This is a genomic window from Segatella oris, from assembly GCF_900637655.1.
Taxonomy (GTDB): Bacteria; Bacteroidota; Bacteroidia; order Bacteroidales; family Bacteroidaceae; genus Prevotella; species Prevotella oris.
Window position 1 is genome coordinate 545,530 of sequence record NZ_LR134384.1, and the last position, 25,903, is coordinate 571,432.

At 45.2% G+C, this 25,903-nt stretch carries 15 protein-coding genes; 6 read left to right on the forward strand and 9 right to left on the reverse strand.

Annotated features, from left to right (window positions below; translation table 11 throughout):
- Window positions 1-398: 398 nt before the first annotated feature.
- The 5 genes from EL210_RS02290 to pncB all read left to right on the forward strand — a co-directional run bounded on the left by EL210_RS02290 (window position 399) and on the right by pncB (window position 7,066).
- On the forward strand, window positions 399-2,603 hold the full coding sequence (locus EL210_RS02290) for a sodium-translocating pyrophosphatase (protein ID WP_018919734.1): 2,205 nt from the start codon (window positions 399-401) through the stop codon (window positions 2,601-2,603).
- A 256-nt stretch (window positions 2,604-2,859) separates the two neighbouring features.
- The gene (locus EL210_RS02295; protein WP_025879565.1) at window positions 2,860-3,708 is read left to right on the forward strand and encodes a M48 family metallopeptidase; all 849 of its coding nucleotides are present in this window, start codon (window positions 2,860-2,862) and stop codon (window positions 3,706-3,708) included.
- Between the two features lie 27 nt (window positions 3,709-3,735).
- Window positions 3,736-4,641, forward strand: coding sequence for a DUF1266 domain-containing protein (locus EL210_RS02300; RefSeq protein WP_018919732.1), 906 nt, complete (start codon window positions 3,736-3,738; stop codon window positions 4,639-4,641).
- Window positions 4,642-4,746: 105 nt separating this feature from the next.
- Window positions 4,747-5,655 (forward strand): DUF1266 domain-containing protein, encoded by a 909-nt coding sequence (locus tag EL210_RS02305; RefSeq protein WP_025879566.1) that lies wholly within the window; start codon window positions 4,747-4,749, stop codon window positions 5,653-5,655.
- Between the two features lie 211 nt (window positions 5,656-5,866).
- A complete protein-coding gene (pncB, locus tag EL210_RS02310; protein ID WP_018919730.1) occupies window positions 5,867-7,066 on the forward strand; it encodes a nicotinate phosphoribosyltransferase in 1,200 nt (399 codons plus the stop codon).
- 866 nt (window positions 7,067-7,932) lie between these two features.
- Here the strand turns inward: pncB and EL210_RS02315 are convergent.
- The 9 genes from EL210_RS02315 to EL210_RS02355 all read right to left on the reverse strand — a co-directional run bounded on the left by EL210_RS02315 (window position 7,933) and on the right by EL210_RS02355 (window position 25,027).
- On the reverse strand, window positions 7,933-9,183 hold the full coding sequence (locus tag EL210_RS02315; RefSeq protein ID WP_025879568.1) for a DUF4861 family protein: 1,251 nt from the start codon (window positions 9,181-9,183) through the stop codon (window positions 7,933-7,935).
- Window positions 9,158-11,548, reverse strand: a complete 2,391-nt coding sequence (locus EL210_RS02320) for a DUF4955 domain-containing protein (RefSeq protein WP_018919728.1) — start codon at window positions 11,546-11,548, stop codon at window positions 9,158-9,160. The genes EL210_RS02315 and EL210_RS02320 overlap by 26 nt, the downstream gene beginning before the upstream one ends.
- Window positions 11,545-13,083 carry a sulfatase family protein gene (locus EL210_RS02325; RefSeq protein WP_018919727.1) on the reverse strand — a complete coding sequence of 513 codons (1,539 nt, stop codon included), beginning with the start codon at window positions 13,081-13,083 and terminating at the stop codon, window positions 11,545-11,547. The genes EL210_RS02320 and EL210_RS02325 overlap by 4 nt, the downstream gene beginning before the upstream one ends.
- A complete protein-coding gene (locus EL210_RS02330; protein WP_018919726.1) occupies window positions 13,080-14,273 on the reverse strand; it encodes a glycoside hydrolase family 88 protein in 1,194 nt (397 codons plus the stop codon). The genes EL210_RS02325 and EL210_RS02330 overlap by 4 nt, the downstream gene beginning before the upstream one ends.
- A gap of 1 nt (window position 14,274) precedes the next feature.
- Complete coding sequence (locus EL210_RS02335) at window positions 14,275-17,307, reverse strand: chondroitinase family polysaccharide lyase (protein WP_197721032.1); 3,033 nt, start codon at window positions 17,305-17,307, stop codon at window positions 14,275-14,277.
- A 4-nt stretch (window positions 17,308-17,311) separates the two neighbouring features.
- Window positions 17,312-18,343, reverse strand: coding sequence for a DUF5017 domain-containing protein (locus EL210_RS02340; RefSeq protein ID WP_018919724.1), 1,032 nt, complete (start codon window positions 18,341-18,343; stop codon window positions 17,312-17,314).
- A gap of 93 nt (window positions 18,344-18,436) precedes the next feature.
- Complete coding sequence (locus tag EL210_RS02345) at window positions 18,437-20,170, reverse strand: RagB/SusD family nutrient uptake outer membrane protein (protein WP_025879569.1); 1,734 nt, start codon at window positions 20,168-20,170, stop codon at window positions 18,437-18,439.
- 19 nt (window positions 20,171-20,189) lie between these two features.
- Window positions 20,190-23,309, reverse strand: a complete 3,120-nt coding sequence (locus EL210_RS02350) for a SusC/RagA family TonB-linked outer membrane protein (RefSeq protein WP_018919722.1) — start codon at window positions 23,307-23,309, stop codon at window positions 20,190-20,192.
- A gap of 332 nt (window positions 23,310-23,641) precedes the next feature.
- Window positions 23,642-25,027 carry an MATE family efflux transporter gene (locus tag EL210_RS02355; RefSeq protein ID WP_018919721.1) on the reverse strand — a complete coding sequence of 462 codons (1,386 nt, stop codon included), beginning with the start codon at window positions 25,025-25,027 and terminating at the stop codon, window positions 23,642-23,644.
- A gap of 112 nt (window positions 25,028-25,139) precedes the next feature.
- On the opposite strand from EL210_RS02355, the gene EL210_RS02360 reads away from it, so the two are divergent.
- Window positions 25,140-25,901: an ABC transporter ATP-binding protein gene (locus EL210_RS02360; RefSeq protein ID WP_018919720.1), complete on the forward strand. Its 762-nt coding sequence runs from the start codon at window positions 25,140-25,142 to the stop codon at window positions 25,899-25,901.
- The last annotated feature ends 2 nt before the right edge of the window (window positions 25,902-25,903 follow it).

Sequence of the window (25,903 nt, forward strand, 5' to 3'; positions counted from 1 at the left end):
AAAAGTTGATACAGCCAATAGGAACTTTTTGATGAACATCCCTGAAGCTTGACTGGAGACTCATGATGAACTGCAATCTGTATTATTTCACATTGTGATTTGCATCAAGTTACGTTGTAATATGACGCAGATTGCAGCGTAAAGTGAGTCAAGTTACAATGTGATTCGCGTCAAGTTACAGCGTCATTTGATGCATGTTGCTATTCAGTTTGTTTTAAGATGTGCTGAGGCTTCAATCTTTTCCGGGCTTATTTATACTCCATTAGATTGCTGTTGAGCCCGTGTTTGAAGGATTACTTTATGGTTAAATAACTTTAAAAGCGAACAACCAAAGACTTATCTTCGTATATTTGCGAGGAAAACACAGGTTTAATTTTATTACCTTAACATAGAAACACATGATGAACATCCCTACCGTTTTTTGGCTTGTACCATTGGCTTCGGCAGTGGCATTAGGCATGGCATGGTATTTCTTCTCGTCGATGATGAAAGAAGAAGAAGGTACATTGAAGATGAAAGAGATTGCCGAACATGTCCGAAAAGGTGCAATGGCCTATCTTCGGCAACAATATAAGGTTGTCGGTATCGTCTTCATAGTGCTTGCTTTGGTCTTTGCTTTCATGGCATATGCCTTGAAAATCCAGAACCCTTGGGTTCCCGTAGCTTTCTTGACAGGCGGTTTCTTCTCCGGACTCTCGGGCTTTTTCGGCATGAAAACAGCCACTTATGCCTCCGGTCGCACAGCAAATGCAGCCCGACAGGGCTTGGACAGAGGTTTGAAGGTAGCTTTTCGAAGTGGTGCCGTCATGGGACTTGTGGTTGTTGGATTAGGACTTTTAGACATTGCGATTTGGTTCTTCATCCTCAGCAGCGTATATCAAGAGGGTAATATGGCCTTGATAACCATCACGACAACTATGCTTACATTTGGTATGGGCGCTTCTACGCAGGCGCTGTTTGCCCGTGTAGGCGGTGGCATCTATACCAAAGCTGCCGATGTGGGCGCCGACCTTGTGGGCAAGGTTGAGGCTGATATCCCCGAAGATGACCAGCGAAATCCGGCTACTATTGCTGATAATGTGGGCGATAATGTGGGCGACGTGGCCGGTATGGGTGCCGACTTGTATGAGAGCTACTGCGGAAGTATCCTCTCAACAGCAGCACTTGGTGCCACAGCCTTTGCTCTGAACGGCGACATGCAGTTGCGAGCTGTCATCGCTCCGATGATTATTGCAGCCGTAGGTATATTCCTTTCGCTCATCGGTATCTTCCTTGTCCGCACGAAAGAAGGGGCTACAATGAAAGAACTGCTCCATGCCTTGGGACTCGGAACGAATGTAAGTGCGGTGCTGATAGCCATAGCTTCTTTCATCATTCTCTATCTTTTAGGCATTGAAAACTGGCTCGGACTGTCGTTTTCTGTCATCAGCGGACTCGTGGCAGGCGTCATCATCGGGCAGGCAACAGAGTATTATACCTCGCAAAGCTACCGCCCAACGCAGAAGATTGCAGCATCGAGCCAGACCGGTTCGGCTACAGTTATCATCAAAGGTCTTGGCACGGGTATGATTTCCACGTGCATTCCAGTGCTCGTTATCTCTGTCGCAATCCTGCTGAGTTACCTTTGTGCCAATGGTTTCGACATGAGCATGCAGGCCAATTCGATTAGTCATGGCCTCTATGGTATCGGTATTGCTGCGGTCGGAATGCTCTCTACGTTAGGCATTACGCTTGCAACCGACGCTTATGGGCCTATTGCCGACAATGCAGGAGGCAATGCCGAGATGAGCGAATTGGGCGAGGAGGTGAGGCATCGTACTGATGCTCTCGATGCCTTGGGCAACACAACAGCTGCTACGGGCAAGGGATTTGCTATCGGAAGTGCGGCATTGACAGCCTTAGCTTTATTGGCTTCATATGTTGAAGAGATAAAGATTGCCATGGCACGTGCCGTGGAAGAAGGTCGTCATTTCATGGATGCAGCAGGACAAACCTTTGATCCTTCGAAGGCAACAATGCCCGATTTCATGGACTTTTTCCAAGTAACGCTGATGAATCCCAAGGTGCTTGTAGGCGCTTTCATCGGTGCAATGGCAGCATTCCTCTTCTGTGGTTTGACGATGGGTGCAGTCGGACGGGCTGCTCAGTCAATGGTAGAAGAGGTGAGAAGACAGTTCAAGGAAATCAAAGGAATACTTGAAGGTAAGGCCACACCTGACTATGGTCGCTGCGTGGAAATATCCACTCGGAGTGCTCAAAGAGAGATGATTATACCGAGTCTGCTGGCAATTGCTATCCCGATTGTTGTCGGAGTAGTGCTCGGGGTGGCTGGTGTTCTGGGCTTGTTGGTAGGTAGTTTGTCGGCCGGTTTTACGTTGGCAGTGTTCATGGCGAATGCCGGTGGCGCATGGGACAATGCGAAGAAGATGGTCGAAGAGGGCAACTTCGGGGGCAAAGGCTCTGCAAGTCACAAGGCAACTATCGTCGGTGACACTGTCGGTGACCCTTTTAAAGACACCTCCGGGCCAAGTCTTAACATCCTTATCAAGCTGATGTCAATGGTAAGTATTGTCATGGCAGGGCTCACCGTGGCCTTTATTTAAGGCCCCTTTCTATTACTTAATGTATAGAAAAATCTGATTTGTATCGCTGATTTGCGAGTTTTCGGTGACTATTCAAGCCACCGAAAACGATTAACAACAATTATCATTTGCACTTTCAAATTAAGAACGAAGTCACAAAAGCAATGCACTTTGGCTGCCAAAACATTTGAAAAAAAACAGAAAAGAACCTGTTTTTTCACAGTATTTTATATATCTTTGTATCATTATTTATACTTTTAAGACACATAATTATTTTATGAAAAAAACACTATCACACATGCTTGTAGCTGCTTTCTGCATGCTGAGTACAACGCCGGCAATGGCGCAGTTTAATCTTGGAAAAGCTGTTGGAGGGGCTGCAAAGGCTGTAAAAGCTGCCACACTGACCGACGCTGATGTCGCAAACTACGTGAAAGAGTACATTACTTGGATGGACCAACACAATCAGGTTTGTGCCGACAACAACCCTTATGCCATTCGTTTGAAGAAGCTTACAGAGGGTTTGACCAATGTTGAAGGCATTCCATTGAACTTCAAGGTCTATTATGTTACCGACGTTAATGCATTTGCTTGTGCCGATGGTAGCGTGCGTGTATTCTCTTCTTTAATGGACATCATGACTGATGATGAACTCCTTGGCGTCATCGGTCACGAGATCGGACACGTTGCCCACAAGGATTCTAAGAACGCATTCCGTACAGCTTTGCTCACTTCTGCACTGAAAGACGGTGTTTCTTCAACGAATGGTAAGGCTGCAGCGCTTACTGATTCACAGTTCGGAGAGCTTGGAGAAGCATTGCTGAATGCCACTTATTCACAGAAACAAGAGAGCAATGCAGATGCTTACGGCTATGAGTTCTTGAAGAAGAACGGTAAGAACCCTTGGGCAATAGCCTTGTCGTTTGAGAAGCTGAAGAAGTTAGAAGAGGACGCAGGTTACCAGAAAGACAGCAAGTGGAAACGCATGTTCTCTTCTCATCCCGACCTTGACAAGCGCATCAAGACCATGAGTGAGCGGGCAAAGAAAGACGGATTTGAACGTCCGGAGAATAAGATGCCTGAAAAACCAGCTGTAAAGGTTGTTGCAAAAGGAAAGAAAAAATAAGATAACCCAATTGTTAAAAATATTTATATGAAAAAGAAAACAACGATGCTCCTTATGTTCATGTTGTGCTTCGTGGCTCAACAGGCATCGGCTTTTCGTATCAAAGCAAGAGTACCGAGTAGTTCGGAAGGTAGTACAGACTATTCATCATTGATAAGTACAGTCGTAATTTGCGGAATCATTCTTTATATTGTATTAAAGAATTGGTCAAAGATTAGAATATTGTTCCGCGGTATTGCTTCCGGTGCTCGTATGGAAAAGAATACGGACTTGACAGAAGATCAGCAGCGAAAACTGCTTTTAAGTGGTGTCTTCTCTGCGCAGAAAGCTACTTTGTTTAATGTAGTCAAGACAGGAATGGATAGCAACGAGCGCGATAAAATGTTCACTCAGGGTTGGGGTATAACTGATAAAGCATCAGCAATTGATACACTTGATTATCTGAGACTCTCTGGTACACGTCGCTATTTCCCACAGGTTGTTGAGTCTTTGAAACTCAAAAACAAGCAGGAAATACAGCAGTATATCAACGATACCTTTGAGAATGAAGAAGATATGCGCAATTGTTGGGAGCAGGTTCAGTATGCTTTCGAGTCTATGGAGCCTCTGATGAAGGAGCAAATCATCAAGGACGAGAACGACTTTGTACGTATTGGTCCGGATGCATGGGACGCTGGTCGACTCGTTTTCATGGCCAGATTGTGTCGTGAGCATAATTATATCACTGATGAACAACTATGGCAATACATTGATGCTGCTGACGAGATTGCTCACCGCACACTTACCAATTGGGAAGATTTCGGCAAGAGTTACATCATAGGTCGTTGCCTATGGTGTGGCACGGCCAACTATTTTGAGGTAATGGCAGGCCATGCCAAGAAGATGTACACCAACACGAAGAGTCCTTGGAAGACTTTCCCTTTCGCGAAATAAGCACGTATTGAATAAAAGAAACCTTTGAATAATCCTTGTCGGCCGTAAGTAAATGGCTGACAAGGAAACTTAAAAACTGAATTCTAAACAAGAGAAATAAGTTCTATGAAAAAGAAAATCATCTTCTGTTTGATAGCGATGTTAGGCTTGTTTTCACAGCAAGCATTTGCCCTGAGATTTCGTGTCAGGGTGCCCAGTGGGTCATCCGAAAGTTCCAACGGAGTTGTTACATGGATTGTCTATGCTGTAATCGCAGTGGTTGTTGCCGTCACCCTTTACCGCTACTTCTTTAAGATCAGGGGCTTTCTCCGCCAGTTTAAGGGAGATTTCCTAATGGATGAGAACTCTTCTTTAAGTAAGGAACAACAGCGAAAGATGCTGTTGGGTGCCGTATATGCAGTGATTGATAAAGGCTATCTGAATACCATTAAGACGGGACTTGAAAAGGAAGAGCGCGAAGATAGGCTGGAAAAAGACTGGAACATCTGTACGCATGACTCTGCTGTAGATGCTTTAAACGGGCTGAAAATTGCGTGCACGAAAGACTATTCCCCTAATATCGGTGAGGCATTCAAGCTGAAAGAGCAGAAAGCCATAGAGAAATATCTCCGTGAAACCTTTGTAAATCCAAACGATGCAAAGGCATGTGCTAAGCAGATTGAACGTGCTTTCAAACATATCGGCAATCTTGTCAAAGAGGGAATTGTAAGGGATGAGGCCGAGTTTTCACGTATCGGTGGTGTTGCGTTTGAAGCTACCCGCTTAGTAGCCATTGCCCGCATGTGTGCAGAATCGAAGTATATCAGCGAGCAGGAGATGTGGGAATACGTTGATTTCGCCGATGAACAGGCCCACAAGTCACTCATTTCCTGGGAGGATTACGGCAAGAGTTATGTCATCGGTGATTGCCTCTGGGGTGCCGACAGCTATGATTTGGGCCAGAGTTCTAAGATTATAAGAAAGCTCATCAATGACCCGAAGAGTCCTTGGAAGTTATTCCCTTTTGAGAAATAAGTATGTTTCCAAACTGTTTTGATAGGTAGGAAAGTCTGTAATATGAGGCTTTCCACCTATTATTTAAAGCTATCATTTGTTGGTTTCCCTGTTATATGCCGGAGTATATACCCCCTGCAAATGATGTACGGCAATAGCCAAAATTTCCTCGTTTCATTGCCGTATGTTCTGCAAATATCGTATATTTGCAAGTAAAAGAGAAAAATAAACAATGAAACAAATCATCAATCACTTCACCGATGACGACCTTTACAAGCTTTCCATGTGCTGTGCTGTCATTGATAACTATCCTCGTGCACAGGTAAAGTATCAGTTTGTCGACCGCAACGACACGGTATATCCCGAGGGCTTTGCCGATGAATTGCACCGTCAGATCGAAGCTTTGGAGGGCGTAGTCATCACCGATGAAGAGATCGACTTCATGAAGCGACGCTGCAGTTACATGCCACATTGGTTCTTTACCTATCTCCGTGGCTACCGTTTTTCACGTGATTGGGTGAAGACATGGCAGGATGAAGCGGGACATCTTCACGTGGAGTTTGAGGGCAGTTGGTCGGACACTATCCTCTTAGAGGTAAAGGTTTTGGCCATCATCTCCGAGCTTTTCTACATGATGACGGGGCAAACGGCGAAGCTTGATTACAAGAGTTTGTATGACAAGACATGCCATAAAGCCGAACGATTGTTGGCAGCCGGCTGCGTATTCTCTGATTTCGGAACACGTCGTCGCGCTTCGTTTGAGGCAGAAGACACCGTGGTAAGTGCACTGAAAGATACTGCACAGCATTGCAAATGGCCTGGAAGACTTGTCGGAACAAGCAATGTATATATCGCCATGACCCACGATCTGCAGCCTGTGGGCACTATGGCTCATGAGTTTGTCTGCGCTATCGGTGGCATGTTTGGGCCTCAAATGGCCAATCACTTGGCAATGAATGCGTGGCGAAACACGTTTCGCGGTGCTCTCGGAACCTATCTCTACGACTCTTTCGGCTGGGATATCTTCTCACTGAACTTTTCAGAAGACTTCGCCAATCTGTTCAAAGGACTGCGCATCGACTCGGGAGATAACCATGAACAACTGTTGAAAATCGTTGAAAAATACCGCTCACTCGGTATTGACTCGCGGTCGAAACAAGTGGTGTTCTCTAATGCCTTGGACACTGATACGGCTGTCGAAATCCAGCAATATGCCCAACATCTCTGCATGCCTTCATTCGGAATAGGCACGCATTTCACTAATGATTTCGAAGGAATAGAGCCCATGAACATCGTCATCAAGCTTGTTGCATCGAAGATAACAGAGTGTTGGCCTTACTATAATGACACGTGTAAGCTGTCAGAAGATCAGGGGAAGCATACCGGGAAGCCCGAAGTGATCAGACGATTCATGGAGGCTTTGCATATGTAAAGTTACCCACCCCCGCCCCCGCCCCAAGGGAGGGGAGAGCGAACTGAGGGCAATACACGCAGGATTTTATATTCCTTACTTCACATATTCAACAACAACGCCTTTTTGTTTACAAGGGAGAGGAGGATGAACTGAAAGCAATTCATGCAGGATTTTTATATTCCTTACTTCACATATTCAACAACAACGCCTTTTTGTTTCCAAGGGAGGGGAGAGCGAACAGAGGGCAATCCATGCAGGATTTTATATTCCTTACTTCACACACTCAACAACAACGCCTTCCTGTTTCCAAGGGAGGGGAGAGCGAACTGAGGGCATTCCATGTGAGCCTTCACATCATTTACTTCTCATATTCAACAAACAATGCCTCCTGTTTCCAAGGGAAGAGAAGCTGCTTCGTGAGTATTGATATGGTAAAATGAATGGATTAGCAGACTGAAGTCACATTGAACCACCTTGTAACTTGCATCAGATTATCGTATAACTTGACGCAGATTGCAAGCCAAGAAGATATAGGTGAGAGCATCAAAGCCATAAAATGGCTTCTCGAAAACAGAGAAACGGCACTGCAGAAGCATGGAAAGTGTGTGTTGATTTCTGTTTGGTCTTGGTTAGAAATGTTAAAAACGAGGAGAGAATGCTTACAGAAACAGGTTAGAGAAAGGGCTTCTTTATCTATAATTCTCCATTAAAACCAGTTGTTTAAAATTATTTACGGTGGCCGGAAAAGCCACCGTATACTTGCCAAGAAATCTGCAAGTAAGGTTTCTTTCCCCTTGAAACCTTAGAACACTATACGCAAACTTGCGAAATGAAGTAAGGCAGAAGGGGACTGAAAGAGAATATATGGAATTCTGTGTTGGCGATTATTCCACGTTCACCCTAAGCGGTTTATCCAATCCCTCCATGAAAGAAGATATTTCAAGTTGCCATGCTTTCTGGTTGCTAATGCCCGAACCTATCCATCCTGCACCGAAATAATAGGTAACCTTTTCATTGGGACGGATGGTTGTTTCGCAAATAGCGTGACCGGCAATTCCCTTACCCAAGCGGGTGTTTTTCAGCAAACGTGAGCGCACTTTGCCTTTGGGAAAAAGCGCTGCAACATAGATTTGGAAGCCATGACCAGAGGGGTTGTCGGTAGGATCGGCATATTCTACGAGGTTTCTCCCTAAATGTACCGTCTCACTTCCCTCGTCATGAACGACAAATCCGGAGCAGAATGGCTGCGGACGACGCTGGTTCTCATACCAAACGATGACGCGATTGAAGCTTGACCCCTTATCAAGTGTAATCAAACGGTGCTCAACAAGTCCTTTCTCGTCATTCACATCCGTGGGCTGATAGACGAACTCTGCACGGAAACGCAGTGGCCCATTATCTAACACACGGTAGGAACTGAAGCAGTAGGGCATGACAATACTGTCGCCATTCATCAGTGCAGGTGCGCCACATCCCAACGTTGGCCCGACATTATAGCAATCAAGTCCGTTGCCATGGTCAAGATGTAACGAGAAATCGCGCTTGATACTGTCAGCAGCTTCGGTTTCTCCCTGCCTGCGAAGTCGCTTTTCCTCCTGGTTGGCTGCATAGACATTGGCATAGCGATCAGCAACAACCAAATAAGGAACTGACTTCAACCATACGTCAATTCCAAAGGCTTTCTCGCCTGTGCGCTGCAAAGCCGGGCCGTAAGCACGATAGGCACAACGGTCGTTTTCCCATGTGAAATCGTCCACACGCCAGGCATAAAGCTGTCCGTCAACAGCACTCTTGAAGTTGCGGGGGACGCCCTTAGTGACAGTAAACATGGTCTTTCGCTTTGGGAAGACAGCTGCATCAACAAGCAACAAGCTGTCAGACGTGAGCTGAGAAGCCACTTGCTGGCCGAAAGCATTACGTACAATCAACGGCGAACCATAGGCAGACTGCAACCGCTGATAAACCTTACGGACATCAATTTCGACTACTTCAGAACGCTGCTCCGATGTGGAATTGCTGACTGTAATATTGACTTTCTGCCCTCTCGAAACCATCGGGAGGAAGATTAAGGAGCAGCAGGTAAAAAGCCGTACTGCCCCTCTCACAGATTTATTTCTGAATAGTTTTCTTGCCATTTTGAATTACAACACCTTTATAATTCCTGTCAACGCGCTGTCCTTGCAGATTATAAGGCACGCCAGACTGTTGCTTATGATTGTCTGCAAAACGCTTTGTCAAGCCTGTTGGGATAACCTTTCCTGCTGTATCTTTCAAGATAATGTCATACAGGAAAAGGCCATTGGTACTCGTCAGCACAACATCTCCGTCGGCTTTCACCGTTCCAATGCTCTCTTGCACGAGTGCACCATCTTCGGGTTCAGCAAACCCCTGCTTAATATCTAAATTGCATTCTGTTTTGAAATAGTTCTTAGCTGTCCTGCTTGTAGGCTTGCTATGCACAACAACCGTCTGCCCTTTCTTGCAGTTTGGGATAACAATGGCAATGCCCCTTGCATTCAATCGCAGCATGCGATGCGCCTCATCATGACAGATCATGAATTTACCTGCACCCAAAGCCTTACATACTCCATTCACATAAAGGCCGAAATGAAGACCTTTCATGCCTTCCAATTCCTTACCATTGGCAGAAAGAGGGGTGGTATATGTCTTGATTTCTTCAAACTTAGGCTTCTTTGTACCACTTGCACTACCGATATTCTGTTTGTTGGAATAATAATTAAGACCAGCATTAGCAGCATCATCCCACTTGGTATCCTTCTTCAGATTGTCTTCATCCGTGGTAGACATTACTGTAAAATCCCAAGTTTTCTTTGCTTCTTTTGCCTGCGCATCGAGTTCTGTTACCCAATCGGGCAGATAGCCCAAGCGCTTTTTCAACTGAGCAGCATAGAGTGAGCGAGGACTTACTTCCTGTCCGTTTGCCTCGTCACGTTTCGTCTGTTTGTCAGCAAAAGTCACTTTCGTACCATGCATACCTACTATGGTTGGAGGCAACGTTTTGTACCATTTTCCTGTACCATTCTCCCACCATTTAAATGGCATTTCAGCAGGATTAATGGCCGTACAATCAAAGTTCCATAAGGTAAGATCGTCGAGATGATTGGGTAACTGCGACTTATCGCCACCCATACGCAACTGCATGAAACCACCCTTACAGCAGTCAAAGAGCGACGCGCGAGGCTGTGTAGCATGGCTTTCAAAGCAGTCGTCAGTACCCCAAGTGCAATTCCAGATAACGTTACCGATACTGTGTTTTGATATACCGCAAGCATGATACTGGCCCAAACCAGTGCGCTGATCGGCAAAGTTCTTGTCACTTGTCAAATAACCATGCGTGTTATCATAGACGTTGGCAATGAGTCCACGTGACGAACCCGCCATACGAACGGCTGAATGTCCACGGTTTCCGGTAATCTCAACATCGTAACATATCACGTTGGCACAGTCTTGGAAGGTGGCACATTCAGTGATGTTTTCAAATCTTACACGGCGCATCCATGAGTTGACAAGACGCACAAAGTTGATTGGTTTATAGGCTCCATCGTCCTGCCAAGAACCATGATGCTTGAATTTATCTTTGGCTTTACCACGGAAGGTGAGGTCTTCCACGCCCACACCCTCATGATGTTTGTATTCAATGACTTCCCACTCTTCGCCTGATTTGACAGCACGCATGATGGGTTCCTCAAAGGTAATGTCCGTTCCAGAAATGGATTTAATCTGATGATAGTCGATAACGGTGACACCACTCTGTGTGAGATTGGTCATTGTAGACTCGGGATTACGTCCTAAAAGCTCCTCTTTGATAACCTTTTCATCTTTATTTGGCTTCATTTTCAGACACACCCACTGCCCAACCTTTAGTTTTGAAGCATTGTCAACCGTAACTTTAAACGTACCTTTTGCAGCCGTTCCTTTTACCTTTGCATAGGTTTCAGGGGTACTTGTGCCGTTATTTCGAATGGAAAGCAGTGTCGGAGAACTGTACAATACCTTTTCGTTTGCAGGCAACATTGGCGCGTCCATCGTGAGAATAGTCTTATCGCGACCTGCACCTTTCAATATTACCTGTCCCATAACAAGGTTGAGACACACTGACTTCTTCTTGCCAGTTTTAGCATCATCAACGTCATCCGCAGTTGTATGAAGAATAAATTCACCCTCCGGGAAATAGATAATGGCGCGAGCATTGGCTTTCTTTCCTATTGCTGTAATAATCTTTTCCAGTGCTTCACGGTCTGACTTTCCATCGTTAGGGATAGCCCCATATTTCGTTACATCATAGGTCGTATAGCTCGAATGGTTCTCTTCAGGCAATGACAAGCCATGTTTATAGCCTGCATACGAGAAGTCTAAGAGCACATTCTTATCGGAATTAGTACCGAATTCGTTCCAAGCTGTAGTGTTTGCTTGCTGTGCATAAAGTGGCGTGGCTGCCAACAGGCAGCCCAACAACCATAGTTTTCTTGATAGTTTCATTTTCGGTATTTGATTAGATTGTTTAGAATAAGTTGCTTATACCATGGGTCGTCAATTTCTTTCAACAGTTCTCCAAGCCTGCAACAGAGTGCTTGATAATCAGCCTTTCGTGTCTCCGGAGCGATGTTATGCATCTGATAAGGGTCGTTCCAATCATCAAAAAAGAGCACTTTCTTCAGCTTATTCTTGCGATCAATGTAAAAAGCTAATGTGTAACGGCTTGTCTTTATACCACGCGCAGAAGGGAAATAATCAGTGACAACACCGTCTTTCCCCTTGTTACCGTCCATATTCTGAATGTAAAGCGCAGCGTCGGGACGCTTCATAGCAGCGTGACCATTGATGAAAAGTGCCGAGTAGTCGCGACCTTGAACCGTAGCAGGAATATTCTTACTCAAGCCCGCCAGTCCGAGAACTGTAGGCATAATGTCAGGCGAAGACAACAGAAGTGAATCAACTCTTGGTTTCAGATGCCCTGGATAACGAGCCATGAAAGGAATATTCATCGACTCTGAATAAGGTGAATTTTTAGGGTCATCGGTTCCTTGGCTACACATGGTTTCGCCATGGTCTGAAGCAAACACGACAATCGTGTTACCCTCCAGGCCTGCCTCTTTCAAGGCATCAAGGATCTGTCCGAAGGCTCTGTCTACTCCACTGACAGATGCAAAATAGTAAGCAGCCGACTTAGATTTATCCATTGTTCGCACAGCATTGTCGCGCACAAGCAGACTGTCGATGGGCTTATCCTTATATAATGCATAGTCTTCGGGCATGCAATCGTCTTCAGAACGATACGGACTGTGGGGCGGGTTCATGGCCACCATCAGGAAAAATGGACGCTTTGCATCGCGCACTCCACCCTTATTGCGTATATAGTCAGCAGCAACATGAGCTTCATGTAATGGTGACCATTCATGAGGTTCATGCTTTTTGCCATTCGTATCCCAGTAATGTGGGTTCTTATGCACATCAAATGTGCCATAGGAATACCAAAAATTAAATCCATGTCGGCGCTCTGCCGGCGTGTAAGCATCCCACACTGGCAATTTGTCTTCCACGTAATGTCCGGGGTGTTCAGGGTCGTTGCGCTCCGGACGGTCGGCATGTAGCTTTCCAATATAACCACAATCGTAGCCAGCCCGACTGAAAACATCGCCCATACAGACTGTTTCTGGACGGATATAACTAAACGGACGAGACGAGTTGCAATTTACAGGAACACCGCTTCGGTTAGGATACATACCCGTCATAAGACTCCCACGATGAGGACTGCTCAAAGGGAAGTTGCTCATGGCAGAGGTTAACACCACAGATTCCCGAGCGAACTCATTCAGACGAGGCGTATGGGTAGGATCGCCTTTGAACTTCACATGATTAGAGAAACCGGGCTTCTGCCATACCCCCAAGGCTGCATTTCGGAACTGATCAGGGAACACATAGATTACATTGGGCGGCACAGTTTCACTGCCCATGGCATAGAATGCCTGCGGGCATAAGGCCAATACGCTGGCAAAAAACTTCATATTCTTCATTTTCTTCTCGTCAATGCTTCAAGGAAATAATAATCTGCATAATTTAATGGCACATCTATCTCATTGTTATGAGGAATGCTTCCTACAGAATGCATCAGCAAGAAACAACCGTTCTTGCCCAAAGCTGGACGATAAGCGGGCGTGGAAAGTGAGCGTATAATTCTGTCGGCCAATGTTGCATAGCCGTTATCCGGAAGGTAGGTGTCCATTTCATAAAGTGCTGAAGCTACACAGGCGGCTGTAGAAGCATCACGAGGTTCGTTGGGAATATTAGGTGCATCGAAGTCCCAATAAGGCACAAGGTCATCTGGGAGATTAGGATTTTGCATCATAAAATTCAGCGACTTAACAGCTCGGTCAAGGTATTTACGGTCGTGAGTATAGCGATAACAGGTAGTGTAACCATATACAGACCACGCCTGTCCACGTGCCCAAGCACTGTTGTCTGCATAGCCCTGGGCTGTCTGACGGTGTAACACAGCACCTGTTGTAGGGTCATAATCCACAACGTGGAAACAGCTACCATCTGGACGATACTGGTTCTCCATAGTCTTATCGGCATGTGAAACCGCGATTTTCCAATAAGTAGAGTCACCGCTCAGACGTGTTGCCTCAAAAAGCAATTCAAGGTTCATCATATTGTCAATGATAACCGGACAGCTCCAACCGCGCTTTGACTGCCAGCCTCTGTCAACGTTCCACGACTGGATGACACCTGCTTTCTGACGAAAGCGAGTGCATAGTGATTTGGCAGTTTGAATAATGACTTTCTTGTATGCCTTTGTGGGATTGAGTCGATAATTGTTCAGATAACTGGAGCCAATCATAAAGCCCACATCATGGTGCCACTTAAGATATTGAATAGAATCCAAAGCCTCAGTGAAACGTTTTGACTGCTTCAGCCACGACTTATCGTTGGTAAGCTGGTAGAGATAAAACAGACTTCCTGCAAAAAAACCCGAACACCAATCGTCTGTTGGAATATAGACCATGCGTCCAAGCTTATCGATGGTCTTGGGAATGCATATCTTCCCATCCCGTCCAACCTGATCAAGCATCAGTGAATACTGGCGTGTTGCAAAGGTAATATCCTCGTTAATCACGCTGTTCATGTCTTTGTCTCCAGCATAGCTGAGGCTTGGAACCAATAAAAAGGCTCCTGCGGCAAGTAGTAATTTTCGTATATTCATATCATAGTTTGTTTAGTTCAATATCATAACTTAATCCGTCCTTACACTTTATTTCGATTGTTGTGGTCTTGTCGTTCAAGTCAATCAAACGGACATCAGCAGTCGGAGTGAAACTCCATTTGCCCAACAAAGTCACGCGAACAGGAATTTCCTGACTTGCATTCTTAATCCAAGGACGGCCATAGATACTGCGTTCAACACGCTTCCCGTCTTTATAGACATCGTCACTTGGTCCTTGATAAAGATTAAGATCGGGCTGGGCAACGGTCAATACCATCTTTCGTTTGGCCAATTGACGTATCATTGCGAGACAAGTTGTATCTGTCTGGAGCAATGGCCCGCCTGGAAGTATCGACTTCGGTGTTTCGAAGATGACATAAGACAGTGTCTGTGTGGCATCATGTCGAACGATATGTGCATTCTTATCTTTCTTAATTACTGTATAGAAAGGCTTGGTTTCGATAGCTTTCAACCTTTCGGGAGATGTTTTGGGCAATACGGCATACTCATAACCGGCATTTTTGGGAGCCTTTCCATGGTTGATATACAGAGAGGCCCACTGCCCTTCATCCGGCTTATCTGTGTCGTTGTTTCGTGCCTGCTGACGAACAAGACCTGTGAAGACACATGGATTGGGAGAATAATAACCCGTGCCCTGTGGATCCAACCAAGTTTTGCTGCCACCCTTATAAGACTGCCAATAAGCCAAAGTTTGTGCATCGGTAGCTGCCGACTGGAAGATGGTTGTCTCGGTGTTATTCTGCTTATCATTGTTCTCAATGTCACTTCCAAGACAGATAATATCGCCATTGAAGAAGTGGTATGACTTACGTCCACGGAATGAACCATTGTATTTATCGTGCTCATGCAACTTCATACCGAAGTTACCATTAGCCCCCAACTGAGATAAACCACCAGCGAAAGCTTCATCAGAGAACAGCATTTCCTCAACACCTGAAGAAATATCGACATTGCGAATCTTTGCTCTCAAATCATCAAGTGGCAAATGAATGCTCGTTGCACCAGGGATACGGTTCCAGTCGTAGCCGTCTTCCTGCCAGCCACTCGTCTTTGGAGTTACATCAACACCATTCGGAGCTGTCGACACATACAGACTACCATAGCCCAAATAGCGACCATAGAGATTTTCTCCTGTATAGTGTTCGCTACTCCACAGATAACGACTCATACCACGAACAACAGCCGACCAATTGTCTCGTCGCTGTACAGAAACACATGCATAGCCCAAGCTGAGATTACCTTGTGGGTCTGTTTCCGGCTTGATGCCCTTCAGGTTAAACTCGCGATAGATTTGCTTTTCCTTGCTGTTTGTTGCATTCTGTGTCAATCGCATATAGACAGAAGCCATTGTTTCGTCGAGTTTATTGTCACGATTAGGTGTTCCGGCCCATGCCATAAAAGCATAATGGATAGGTGTCAGACGGCCTTTCCCGTCGGGATGACGGCCAGACATTGACAATGGGAAATTCAGTTTGTTGCAATAGAAGCGCATAGCAAGAAGCGCATTCTTTACAGTCTGATGTGCTAATTCGCCCACAGCAAATTCGGTTCCACTAAGAATATAAATCATCTGAGTGGCTCCATTCAGACCTCCTACAGCATAAGCGGGATAGTTGTTGCAGTGATGATAGGCTGAGCCATCAATCTTGAAAGAGTCCATTAAACCTGGCGCTGGACGGCATCCCCAGTCAAGCCAGCGAGAACATGAACGGAGATATTGCACCTTCTCAGGTGAATCGTCCATTAACATGATGCTTGCCATACAGCCTACAGAAGCAGTGTTAAATGTATCCATGTCCATTCCATTGCCTGTTGGTTTCACATATACCTGACGCAACTGACCATACCAAGTCATCGTTGCTACGGCTTCATCCAACTTCCCTTCGGCTTTCAGCACATCCTTCATCAGGAAATAAGCAATATACATGCTGCGGAGACTGTAGCCATAATGGTGGATATTCCCCCAGCATGAGCCCCATGTCACACCTTGATCGGTGATATTCTCATACATCAGCATGAACATGTTGCGCAATTCCTTCTTGTCTTCTTCCTCCTTGGCATTGTTATAGCCAATAGCAATCTGCTGCATGAGCTTGAAATAATCATTCATTTCATAGCCCGTGCGAGTAAGAATTTCCTTATCCCACTTGGGAAGCATGCGCTCATAAGCCTCTGCATGACGCACATACCAGATAGGAGTACCCGTAATGAGTCCTTTCTTTTTCTTGATTTTATAGCTGTCAAACTTATCTCGCATGCTTTCCATTTGCTTTGGATAAAGCTTGGCAGGTGTATAAATCAAACTGCGGAAACGTGATTCCATCACGCGCATTTCCTGTACCTGCTGTGCTGTTACAGGAGTCAAAGGAATATCAGACTTGCGGACGGAGTTCTTCAAAACCTGAAGCCAGTCGTTAGTTGTTTTAGCATTGACGAAAGGTACTTGCTCGTCAGCTGTCTGATAACGAGGGTCAACCTTGATAGCTGTAATCATGTGATCCACATATAGTTTACCAGCCACATTAGGTGCTTCAACCACAATCTGATCCATACCTATCTCTGGTTTACCTTCCATGTCGCGTTCATAGCATACCCATGCACCGCGCCAACCTTTGAAATTGAGTTTCATCGGGAAAGAAGTGCAAGTCTTACCCTGCTTGCAAAATCTGAAAACAACAGATTTTCCGGCCAATGGCTCCTCATTATAGAGCCACACAATGAAAGCAGAGAGGTAGTTGTCACGACTGCCCTTGATGTGCGGATCAAACTGCAAATCTTTGCTGATCATCAGCTTTCCGCCTGGCTTAAATGTCCATTCCAACGACTTCTTGCCATTTCTGAAATGACGATCAGAAAGGACTGTCGCTGACTTTTCGGCCTTGAGATATTGTAAATCCTTTGGCGTTTCAAATGAAAGCATGCGAGTATCATCATACATCTGCGCATGCAAAGATGACGAAAAAGCCAAGCAACAAAGGCCTATAAGCGCTCGTTTCAATCGATTCTTATTCATACTCTTAATCAACGACTTCGATATTCAATTCTCTCACCACTTTACTCTCGGCCTTATAGTTGCTATTTGTTGCAACGAAAACAGCCTTGTAAGTTCCCACCTTATTATATATATGGGTGTAAGAAGACAGACTTTCGGTCACATTTTTAATGGAAGTACCATAGTCTGGAGAGCAAGCATTGGCCATAATCATATCAGAAACCAACCAACTGTACTTCAGTTTAGCCCCACCGTTTGAGCTATGAATAGAGAAATCTCCCTTTGATGCTCCTGCAAGGTTCCAGATACCACTTACATTATTGGTTACAGTTCCATACTCACGATTAGCAGTCATTGATTTTTGATCAGCCAGTTTGTGGTGGCACATCATGTTGACGGGTGTGAAATTGAAACCATTTGCATAGAGCGTTGTAACAGAGCCATCCTTCATTGTATTTTCAATCTTCATACCAACGAAGTTTACACGAGGCTGTGCTGCTGTATTTAAGGTAGGCTTATAGCAAGCTGCTATTGTCATACGCTTACCAAGATAGGGCGTAAAATCAACCTCATACTTAGTCGCATGAGCTGCATTGCTCGGTGCAGAAGGCAGACTTGAAGGGTCAACAAGGTTATTCCATGCGAAACCCTCTACCAAAACAGAGTCTTCCTTGAAATTATTCTTTGCCAAACCAGTGAAAGAATCCGAGATATAAAGCTTCATCAAATTAGCTGCTGTGGCTGCATTTCCATACTGATACCACACAGAGAATGTCAGCTTAGAAGAAACTATATCCTCTAATGCTACTTGATCGCGATCTTTATAGATATACTGATGTCCTGCTTCTCCACTGAAGAAAGTGATAAAATCAGGATCCCCGTTCAGAATGAAATTCAACTTAGAGCCCTTCTTTACTGTAATCTTGTCGCCCGATTGCTGTACATTATTATTGGTTAGCACTGAAACACTCAAGGCTGCTTGTTCCTTTAATTCGTCTTCGCAACTTACGAATGCAAAGGCTAATAGCGGGAGCAATAAATATATATATCGTTTCATGTCGTTTGTTTTTTATTGGATTATCATATTTTTAATCACTATTAAATCACAAAAGGCATAGGAAAGACACGGTCTTTCCTGCCTTCATGAGTCCTACCATCCAGGGTTGTTGGCTGTGATTTTCTTGTTAATAGCCATTTCATTTGATGGAATTGGGAAATAGTTATAAGCATCTGACACCTGGAAATAGGTGTAGACATTCGACGGGCCAAGGTTCCAGTTGGTGCCACTCTTTGCCCTTGCTGCCAATTCATTCATATTCTTTTTGAAGTCACCCCAACGAATCAAATCGAAACGACGTGTCATCTCAAAACACAATTCCATGGCACGTTCATCCTTAACGGCATTGCGGAAATTCTCCTGATTAAGTCCTGAAAGAGATGAAATACCGGCACGTTTGCGTACTTCATTAATGCACTGATAAGCCAAAGCGGTAGGACCACCATGGATTTCATTCTCACATTCGGCAATCATCAGCAGCACATCAGCATAACGAAGGATTGGGAAGTTGACCAATGTAAAGTTCTTATTCTTCTTATCCGGTTCATATTCGCGACGCCATTTAGCACACATACGGCTGTAATCCGTTGATGCTGTAGCCTTCTCTCGGTCACCAACCTTAGATGTTGAAGGCTTATCACCGTAACTGTACGATTTACTGTAATACTGATTCTTTACTTCTTGAAGCTTACCTTTCTCAAACATACGACCATCAACGCCATTACCTGTCTTTGATTGCGTATAAGAGAATGGTGCAATACTCCAGTTCATGCGGTTCTTATCCGAATTAGCTTCATAGAGTTCATAAAGCTTCGGCGTGCTCCAGAAGAAGCAATAACCAAATCCGGGATCAGCTTTCCCCTTAAGTTCTATCTTACTTGAGAGGTCGGGAGCCTGTATACCAATGATATTTCCAACGCGTCCTTCCGTACGGGTATCGGTACTATAGTTACCTGTAAACTCCGCTTCCCAAATACTTTCCTTACCGGTTGTATTGTATTTATCAGAACATTGATCAATAAAGTAATCCCAATAATTGGGTGCAAGCGTATGTCCTTCATGCATAACTTTCTGTGCAAAGGTATCAGCCTTTGTGAAGTATTCTTTACGCACGGTTTCATCAGGCGCAGTATTATCGCGATAACATTCACCCGCACGAAACATATAAACGCGTGCCAAGATACCCCAAGCCGCAGACTTTGTCAAGCCTCCAGGCAAATAACCCACTTCAGAAGCTTTCTTAAGGTCATCTACACTTTCCTCCATTTCCTTGCAAATGAAGTCATAAATCTCTGCTTTCGGTGTACGGGCAATCTGCAGACCTTTCACAGATTGTGTGGAACTTGTCTTGAGAGGCACATCCCCCCAGCACTGAACAAGATTGAAATAGTAGAAAGCACGCAGGAAACGAGCCTCTGCAGTCAGTCTTTTTGCAGAAGATGTTGATAGTTCCGACACTTTATCTATTTCTTCCAAAAAGATATTTGCACGGTTCACCCCAACATAGAGTGTATACCAGAAAGCTGTAACTGCAGGGTCACTGCTGTTGGCATTGTTACAGATAAGTCCTCTTGTCGATGGTGAACGTCCTGGTCCACCATAAGCCTCAAGGTCATCACCTCCTACAAGAAAGAAATAATCATTACCATAGAAAGAAGTCTCTGTAAGCGGAGCATAAATTCCTTTGAGAAATGTTTCAGCTTCAGCTTCGCTCTTGAAATAACTTCCAGAGGTCGTGGATGTTGGCTCTTTGTCTAAGAAATCACAGCTTGAAGCCAAAGACATAAAGGCCAACATTATAATAATATGTATTTTAGATACTTTCATAATGCGTCGTAGTTAATAGTTAGAAACCAAGATTAATACCGAAACTGAAGCTTCGGGCACGTGGATATGCAGAGAAATCCAGGCCCGGAGTCAGGGCACTCTCCCTGATAGAAACCTCCGGATCATAACCGCTGTAGTTGGAAATTGTAAATAGATTCTGTGCAGCAAAATAGACTCTGAGCTGTTCGATACCCACACGAGAAATCATCTTACGTGGCACTGTGTAACCCAAAGTCACCGTCTTCAGACGCAGGAATGAGCCATCCTCAATGATGCGTGAAGAGAAAACACGGTTTGAACTTGATGAAGTTGCACGTGGAATGTTACTTGTTGGATTACTCTCTGTCCAGCGTTCTGCATAGCTGGCATACTGGTTAAGTTCACGTGTGCGGTTCCATGAACTTTCAAACATCAAGCGGTTGGCGTTTAACACATCGTTGCCATAAGACCACTGAAAGAAGATACTGAGGTCGAAATCGCGATAGTTGAAGTTGTTGGTGAAACCACCTGTATGCTTAGGAAGACCGTTACCGATAACCGTACGGTCATTACTGTCAATGACACCGTCACCATTCAAATCACGATATTTAGGCATACCAGGCTGTGTATTGGCTTCCGAAGCGTAGTGAGGCACGTTAGATTTCAGCGTATAGGTATTGCCCGACTTGTTAAAATCCTCGTACTTATAGGTTCCTTCATAGATATAACCATACATGGAACCCATAGATTGACCAACCTTAGCAATGTAACTGCTCTGTGAGTTGAAGTTCTGGTCGAACTGTGCTGCCGTAAGCAATGCGGTCTGGTTTTCTGATAGTGCCAACACCTTATTGCGGTTGAATGCGATGTTGAAGTTAGTTGTCCATGTAAAATGCTTGGTTTTGACATTCGTAGTGTTGAGTGTCAGCTCGAGACCTTGGTTTCTAACCTTCCCGATATTCTTTGTTGCACTGATGAATCCAGAAGACAAAGGAAGACTTGATACCAACAGAAGGTCGCGTGTCACCTTGCGATATAAATCGACAGTCAAACCAATACGATCGTTAAGGAAACCGAGGTCTATACCCAAGTTCCACTGCTCCGTGGTCTCCCACTTCAAGTCCTTGTTAGGGATTGAAACCGGAACCATACCTACATTCGTATTATCATTATTATAAGGATAAACGCCACTTGGAACACTTCCCAACGAAAGCAGGTCGCCCGTGCGGTCTTTCAATAACTGATAAATACCATAGGTGTCATATTCTCCTACGCGGTTATTACCTGTAAGACCCCAGCTCAAACGCAGCTTTCCACTGTTCACAATGTCCTTAACGGGCTTCATGAACTTCTCTTCTGTGAAGTTCCAAGCTAAAGAACCGGATGGGAAATAACCAAAACGATTACTGCCACGGAACTTTGAACTGCCGTCAGCACGCATGGTTGCCGTAGCATAATACTTTGACTTATAATTATAGTTGAAACGTCCGAAATAAGACATCATCGCCCAAGAAGACTTCTCCGAACGCGTAATCGTAGGTGTACCGTCGCTCATTCCTGCCATACCGAGGTTTTCATTAGGAATGCGGATAGTCTTGAAACGATAGTATTCATAATCCGAATTCTGCAGAGAGAATCCCAACAGAGAATTGAAATAATGGCGCTTCTGCAGATTAGTCTGCCAGGTCAGCGTATTCTCATTCAGCCAAGTGGCACGCTTAGCACGGATAACCTGTGCATTCACCTTTTCTATAGATGTGCGACCACCATAACGGGTTTTCGAGTTGTTGAAGTTATCAGTATCCATGCGATTATCTGTATAACCACCGGAAACCTTGAAACGCAATCCTTTCATCAGCTCATACTCTACAAATCCATTGAACTGCATATAGGTCGTCGTACGCTTGTTATATTCGTTGTTCAACGACATAATCGGGTTGAAACGATAGTCGTTGGTGTTGTTCACATCATCATCGGTTGCATTTTCAACAAGGGAATGAAGCGGAACACCCGGCTGTGTAACCGGACGATAACCCCACACACTGTAAAACAGGTTATTCATACCAGAATGTGATGCCTGCGATGGAGACTGCCCCATCTGACGAGCCTGAGAATAGTTGATATTGAAGTTAGCCTTCCACTTCTTATACTTGATTGTCGTAGCCAAACGACCCTGAAGACGATTGTAATTAGACTTCAACACGATACCATCCTGATCGAAATAAGACAAGGAAGCTGTATAACGAACCTCTTCGCTACCACCTGTCAGACTCACATTGTGGTTCTGAAGCGGTGCAGTCCGGAAGATCATGTCCTGCCAATCATACTGGGGAACATTCTTATAATCATCCAAAGTCCATTGCTTTCCATCATAAAGTGAAAGATAAGACTTTTCAACAATCTTCGGATACATTTCGTTCTGAAGTGCAACGAATTGATAAGCGTTCATCATTGGTATCTTCTTCGTTACGCTCTGCCAGCCGAGGCTGCCGTCATAATGCACCTTCGGCTTGCCCACTTTACCGCTCTTCGTAACGATGATGATTACACCGTTTGCACCTCGTGCACCATAAATCGCAGAGGCCGAAGCATCTTTCAACACGTCGATTGATGCAATATCCGACGGATTGATAGAGCTGGCGATACTCGGATCTTCCACTGGAAAACCGTCGATAACATACAAAGGAGAATTCTCCTGCGTCAAAGAGTTATTGCCTCGGATGACGATATTCATGCTTCCACCGGGCATACCCTCATTTGATGACACGTTGACACCTGCCAACCGACCACCTAAAGTCTGGTCGAACGAAGAAACAGGAGTACTCGTCAGCGAAGTGATGTCGGCCTTGGCAACAGAACCTGTCAGGTCGCGTTTTCTCACTTCCTGATAGCCAACCACCACGACTTCATCAAGCACCCTGTTGTCTTCCTGCAGCGTGACATTCATCAACTTGCCCGGTTGGGCCTTCAGTTCCAAGGTTGTATAACCGAGGAAAGAGAACGTAAGAACAGCATCCTTACGATTGGTTTGCAGACTGAAAAGGCCATTCACGTCGGTAACGACACCGGTTGTTGTGCCCTTAACCATCACACTCACACCCGGCATAGTCTCTCCCGTATTGTCTTTCACAACCCCGGAGATTTTAATTTGGGCACACATTATCACTGATGTAAACATCAAAATCAATGACAAAATGCTTCTTTGGGTAATTGTTTTCCTTATATTACTCATGACTAATAAAAAAGGTTATATATAAATTGTCAGTTTGTTTTCGCAAAAGTAGATAAAACGTTTCGTCTGATATAGAACTTTCATACAAAAACATTCCAAATTTGTACAAAACTCCACGAAAGCCACTTATTTCACCATCACTGCTCTCAGCAGCCCCCACTCTGCTGCCTTAGATGAACTACGGGGTTGGCGCTTTTCAGTCGCCACCCCCGTAACCTCTACAGACAATGCCCAAAGCATCGCTGTTCAACAAGACTCTTTTATATGCTTACAACCTTTTCTTTCAATCTTCTCAAGAGCCAGAAGTAGGCCGGAATAAGGAACAGATCGGCCATCAACCAAGCCACAGGGTCAGCATAACAGACACCCAACCAAGCCATTGCCGGCACCATCCAGAGACTCACACCGCAGCGGGCCAGCATCTCCATCACCCCACTCATCATGCTCAGATTGCTATACCCGAGTCCTTGAATGCTGTAACGCAAAATCACAAGCACGCCCAATGCAGGATAGAACCAGTTGGAAATACGCATCAACTGAGCAGCATTGGCAATCACTTCCTGTTCACCACCGTTGACAAAAAGCATCATCATCTCATCGGCGAAAGGATAGATGACTGCCACTGTGAGCACGAAATAGGCTGTCATAAGCCACATGGCATCGCGCACACCGGCCTTTACACGGTCGAGCCTCTGCGCTCCAATGTTCTGTCCGCAATAGGTAGCCATGGCAACCCCGATGTTTTCAAGCACGCACGTGAAAAGGTATTTCACGCGTACCGCCGCCGTAAACGAAGCCACATATACCGTTCCAAGCGCATTGTTGGCACTTTGCAACATAATGATACCAATAGCCGTGATTGAGAATTGCAGCCCCATCGGGACGCCGTTGTTCAGCAGAATACTGATTTTCTTGTTGTCGAATTTGTTTTCCTCACTCGTCGGAACAAGCTGCCTCATGTTGCGTCTGATGAACCTCCAGCAAAGCCATGAGGCAAAAGCCTGACTCAGGAATGTCGCAATTCCCGCACCTTCGACGCCTAATCCCAAAATCAGAATAAGCAACACATCAAGCAACACATTCAGCACAGACGATATGATGAGAAAATAAAACGGCTGCTTAGAGTTGCCCAATGCACGTATCTGCCCTGCAAGAAGATTATAGGCTATCGTGAAAGGAATCGTGCAGAATTGCAGGAAAAGAAACACGTAAGCATCATGAAACACATCGGCCGGTGTGTTTACGAGGTTCAGAATCTTCTCACACAGCACACAGGAGAGAAGTGTAATCACCACGGCCAACACGACAGCTATGCGGATTGCATTGCTCACATAGCATCGCATCTTGTGGTGATCGCCCGCACCAAAGGCCTGTGCTATAGGAATAGCAAAGCCAGCACACGCACCGTTGCAGAAGCCCATGATAAGGAACATGATACTGCTTGAAGCTCCCACAGCAGCCAATGCACCGACCCCTATCCAGCGTCCCACAATCACCGCATCGATAATCAGATACAACTGTTGGAGGATATAGCCCAAAACGAGGGGCGTAGCAAATGTCAGAATGGCGCGGAAAGGTGCACCGGAAGTCATGCTCAATTCGTTTTTCATCATCTTTTGTTTGGGTTCCATTTGGGATTTGTTCATTGATTTGCTTATATTTCCTCAATTGCAATGCAATGGATTTCATTCGTCTGCAGGATGCTCTTTTCATCTGCAAAAATACGAAAAACAACACATAAATGATTATCTTTGCAGCATGGAAATGATTGCCTTGGAACATTTAACCATCGGATATAAGGGCAAAGCGGTGGCTGCCGACCTGCAAGCAGCCCTGCATGCGGGCGAGTTCACGTGCTTGATAGGCCCGAACGGTGTCGGGAAATCCACGCTGTTGCGCACGCTCTCGGGTTTTCTTCCTCCGCTGAAAGGCTGTGTAAAGCTCAACGGAGAAGACATTTCTTCGCTCAGGCCCCATGAACTCGCACAGCGGATTGGCCTTGTACTCACGACAAAAGTGGATGCAGGAAACATCACGGTGACCGAGCTTGTCAGCATGGGACGCTATCCTTACACGGGTTTCTTTGGTCATTTGCACGATGCCGACTGCCAAATTGTCAATGAAGCCATGGCCATGGTGGGCATAACACCACTGAAATCTCGACTCATCCACACGCTGAGTGACGGCGAACGACAGAAGACAATGATTGCAAAGGCATTGGCTCAGCAGACTCCGGTGATATTCCTCGACGAGCCAACGGCCTTTCTTGATTTCCCGAGCAAGGTCAGCATGATGCAGCTGCTGCACCAATTGGCCCACAGACTCAACAAAACCATCCTCCTTTCCACCCACGATATCGAACAGGCTTTGCAGGTTGCCGACCGCCTTTGGCTGCTTGACAATGGCGTGCTCCACGTAGGAACGCCACGTGAATTGGCCGACAATGGCTCACTTGCACGCTTTATCGAGCAAGGGAAAATCATGTTTGACGCAGTAAACATGCGCATCAACATAGGATAAAG

Excerpts from the sequence above, each read along its gene's own strand:
- EL210_RS02290 (WP_018919734.1), top strand. The coding sequence starts at position 399 with ATGATGAACATCCCTACCGTTTTTTGGCTTGTACCATTGGCTTCGGCA.
- EL210_RS02295 (WP_025879565.1), top strand. The coding sequence starts at position 2,860 with ATGAAAAAAACACTATCACACATGCTTGTAGCTGCTTTCTGCATGCTG.
- EL210_RS02300 (WP_018919732.1), top strand. The coding sequence starts at position 3,736 with ATGAAAAAGAAAACAACGATGCTCCTTATGTTCATGTTGTGCTTCGTG.
- EL210_RS02305 (WP_025879566.1), top strand. The coding sequence starts at position 4,747 with ATGAAAAAGAAAATCATCTTCTGTTTGATAGCGATGTTAGGCTTGTTT.
- pncB (WP_018919730.1), top strand. The coding sequence starts at position 5,867 with ATGAAACAAATCATCAATCACTTCACCGATGACGACCTTTACAAGCTT.
- EL210_RS02315 (WP_025879568.1), bottom strand. The coding sequence starts at position 9,183 with ATGGCAAGAAAACTATTCAGAAATAAATCTGTGAGAGGGGCAGTACGG.
- EL210_RS02320 (WP_018919728.1), bottom strand. The coding sequence starts at position 11,548 with ATGAAACTATCAAGAAAACTATGGTTGTTGGGCTGCCTGTTGGCAGCC.
- EL210_RS02325 (WP_018919727.1), bottom strand. The coding sequence starts at position 13,083 with ATGAAGAATATGAAGTTTTTTGCCAGCGTATTGGCCTTATGCCCGCAG.
- EL210_RS02330 (WP_018919726.1), bottom strand. The coding sequence starts at position 14,273 with ATGAATATACGAAAATTACTACTTGCCGCAGGAGCCTTTTTATTGGTT.
- EL210_RS02335 (WP_197721032.1), bottom strand. The coding sequence starts at position 17,307 with ATGAATAAGAATCGATTGAAACGAGCGCTTATAGGCCTTTGTTGCTTG.
- EL210_RS02340 (WP_018919724.1), bottom strand. The coding sequence starts at position 18,343 with ATGAAACGATATATATATTTATTGCTCCCGCTATTAGCCTTTGCATTC.
- EL210_RS02345 (WP_025879569.1), bottom strand. The coding sequence starts at position 20,170 with ATGAAAGTATCTAAAATACATATTATTATAATGTTGGCCTTTATGTCT.
- EL210_RS02350 (WP_018919722.1), bottom strand. The coding sequence starts at position 23,309 with ATGTGTGCCCAAATTAAAATCTCCGGGGTTGTGAAAGACAATACGGGA.
- EL210_RS02355 (WP_018919721.1), bottom strand. The coding sequence starts at position 25,027 with ATGAACAAATCCCAAATGGAACCCAAACAAAAGATGATGAAAAACGAA.
- EL210_RS02360 (WP_018919720.1), top strand. The coding sequence starts at position 25,140 with ATGGAAATGATTGCCTTGGAACATTTAACCATCGGATATAAGGGCAAA.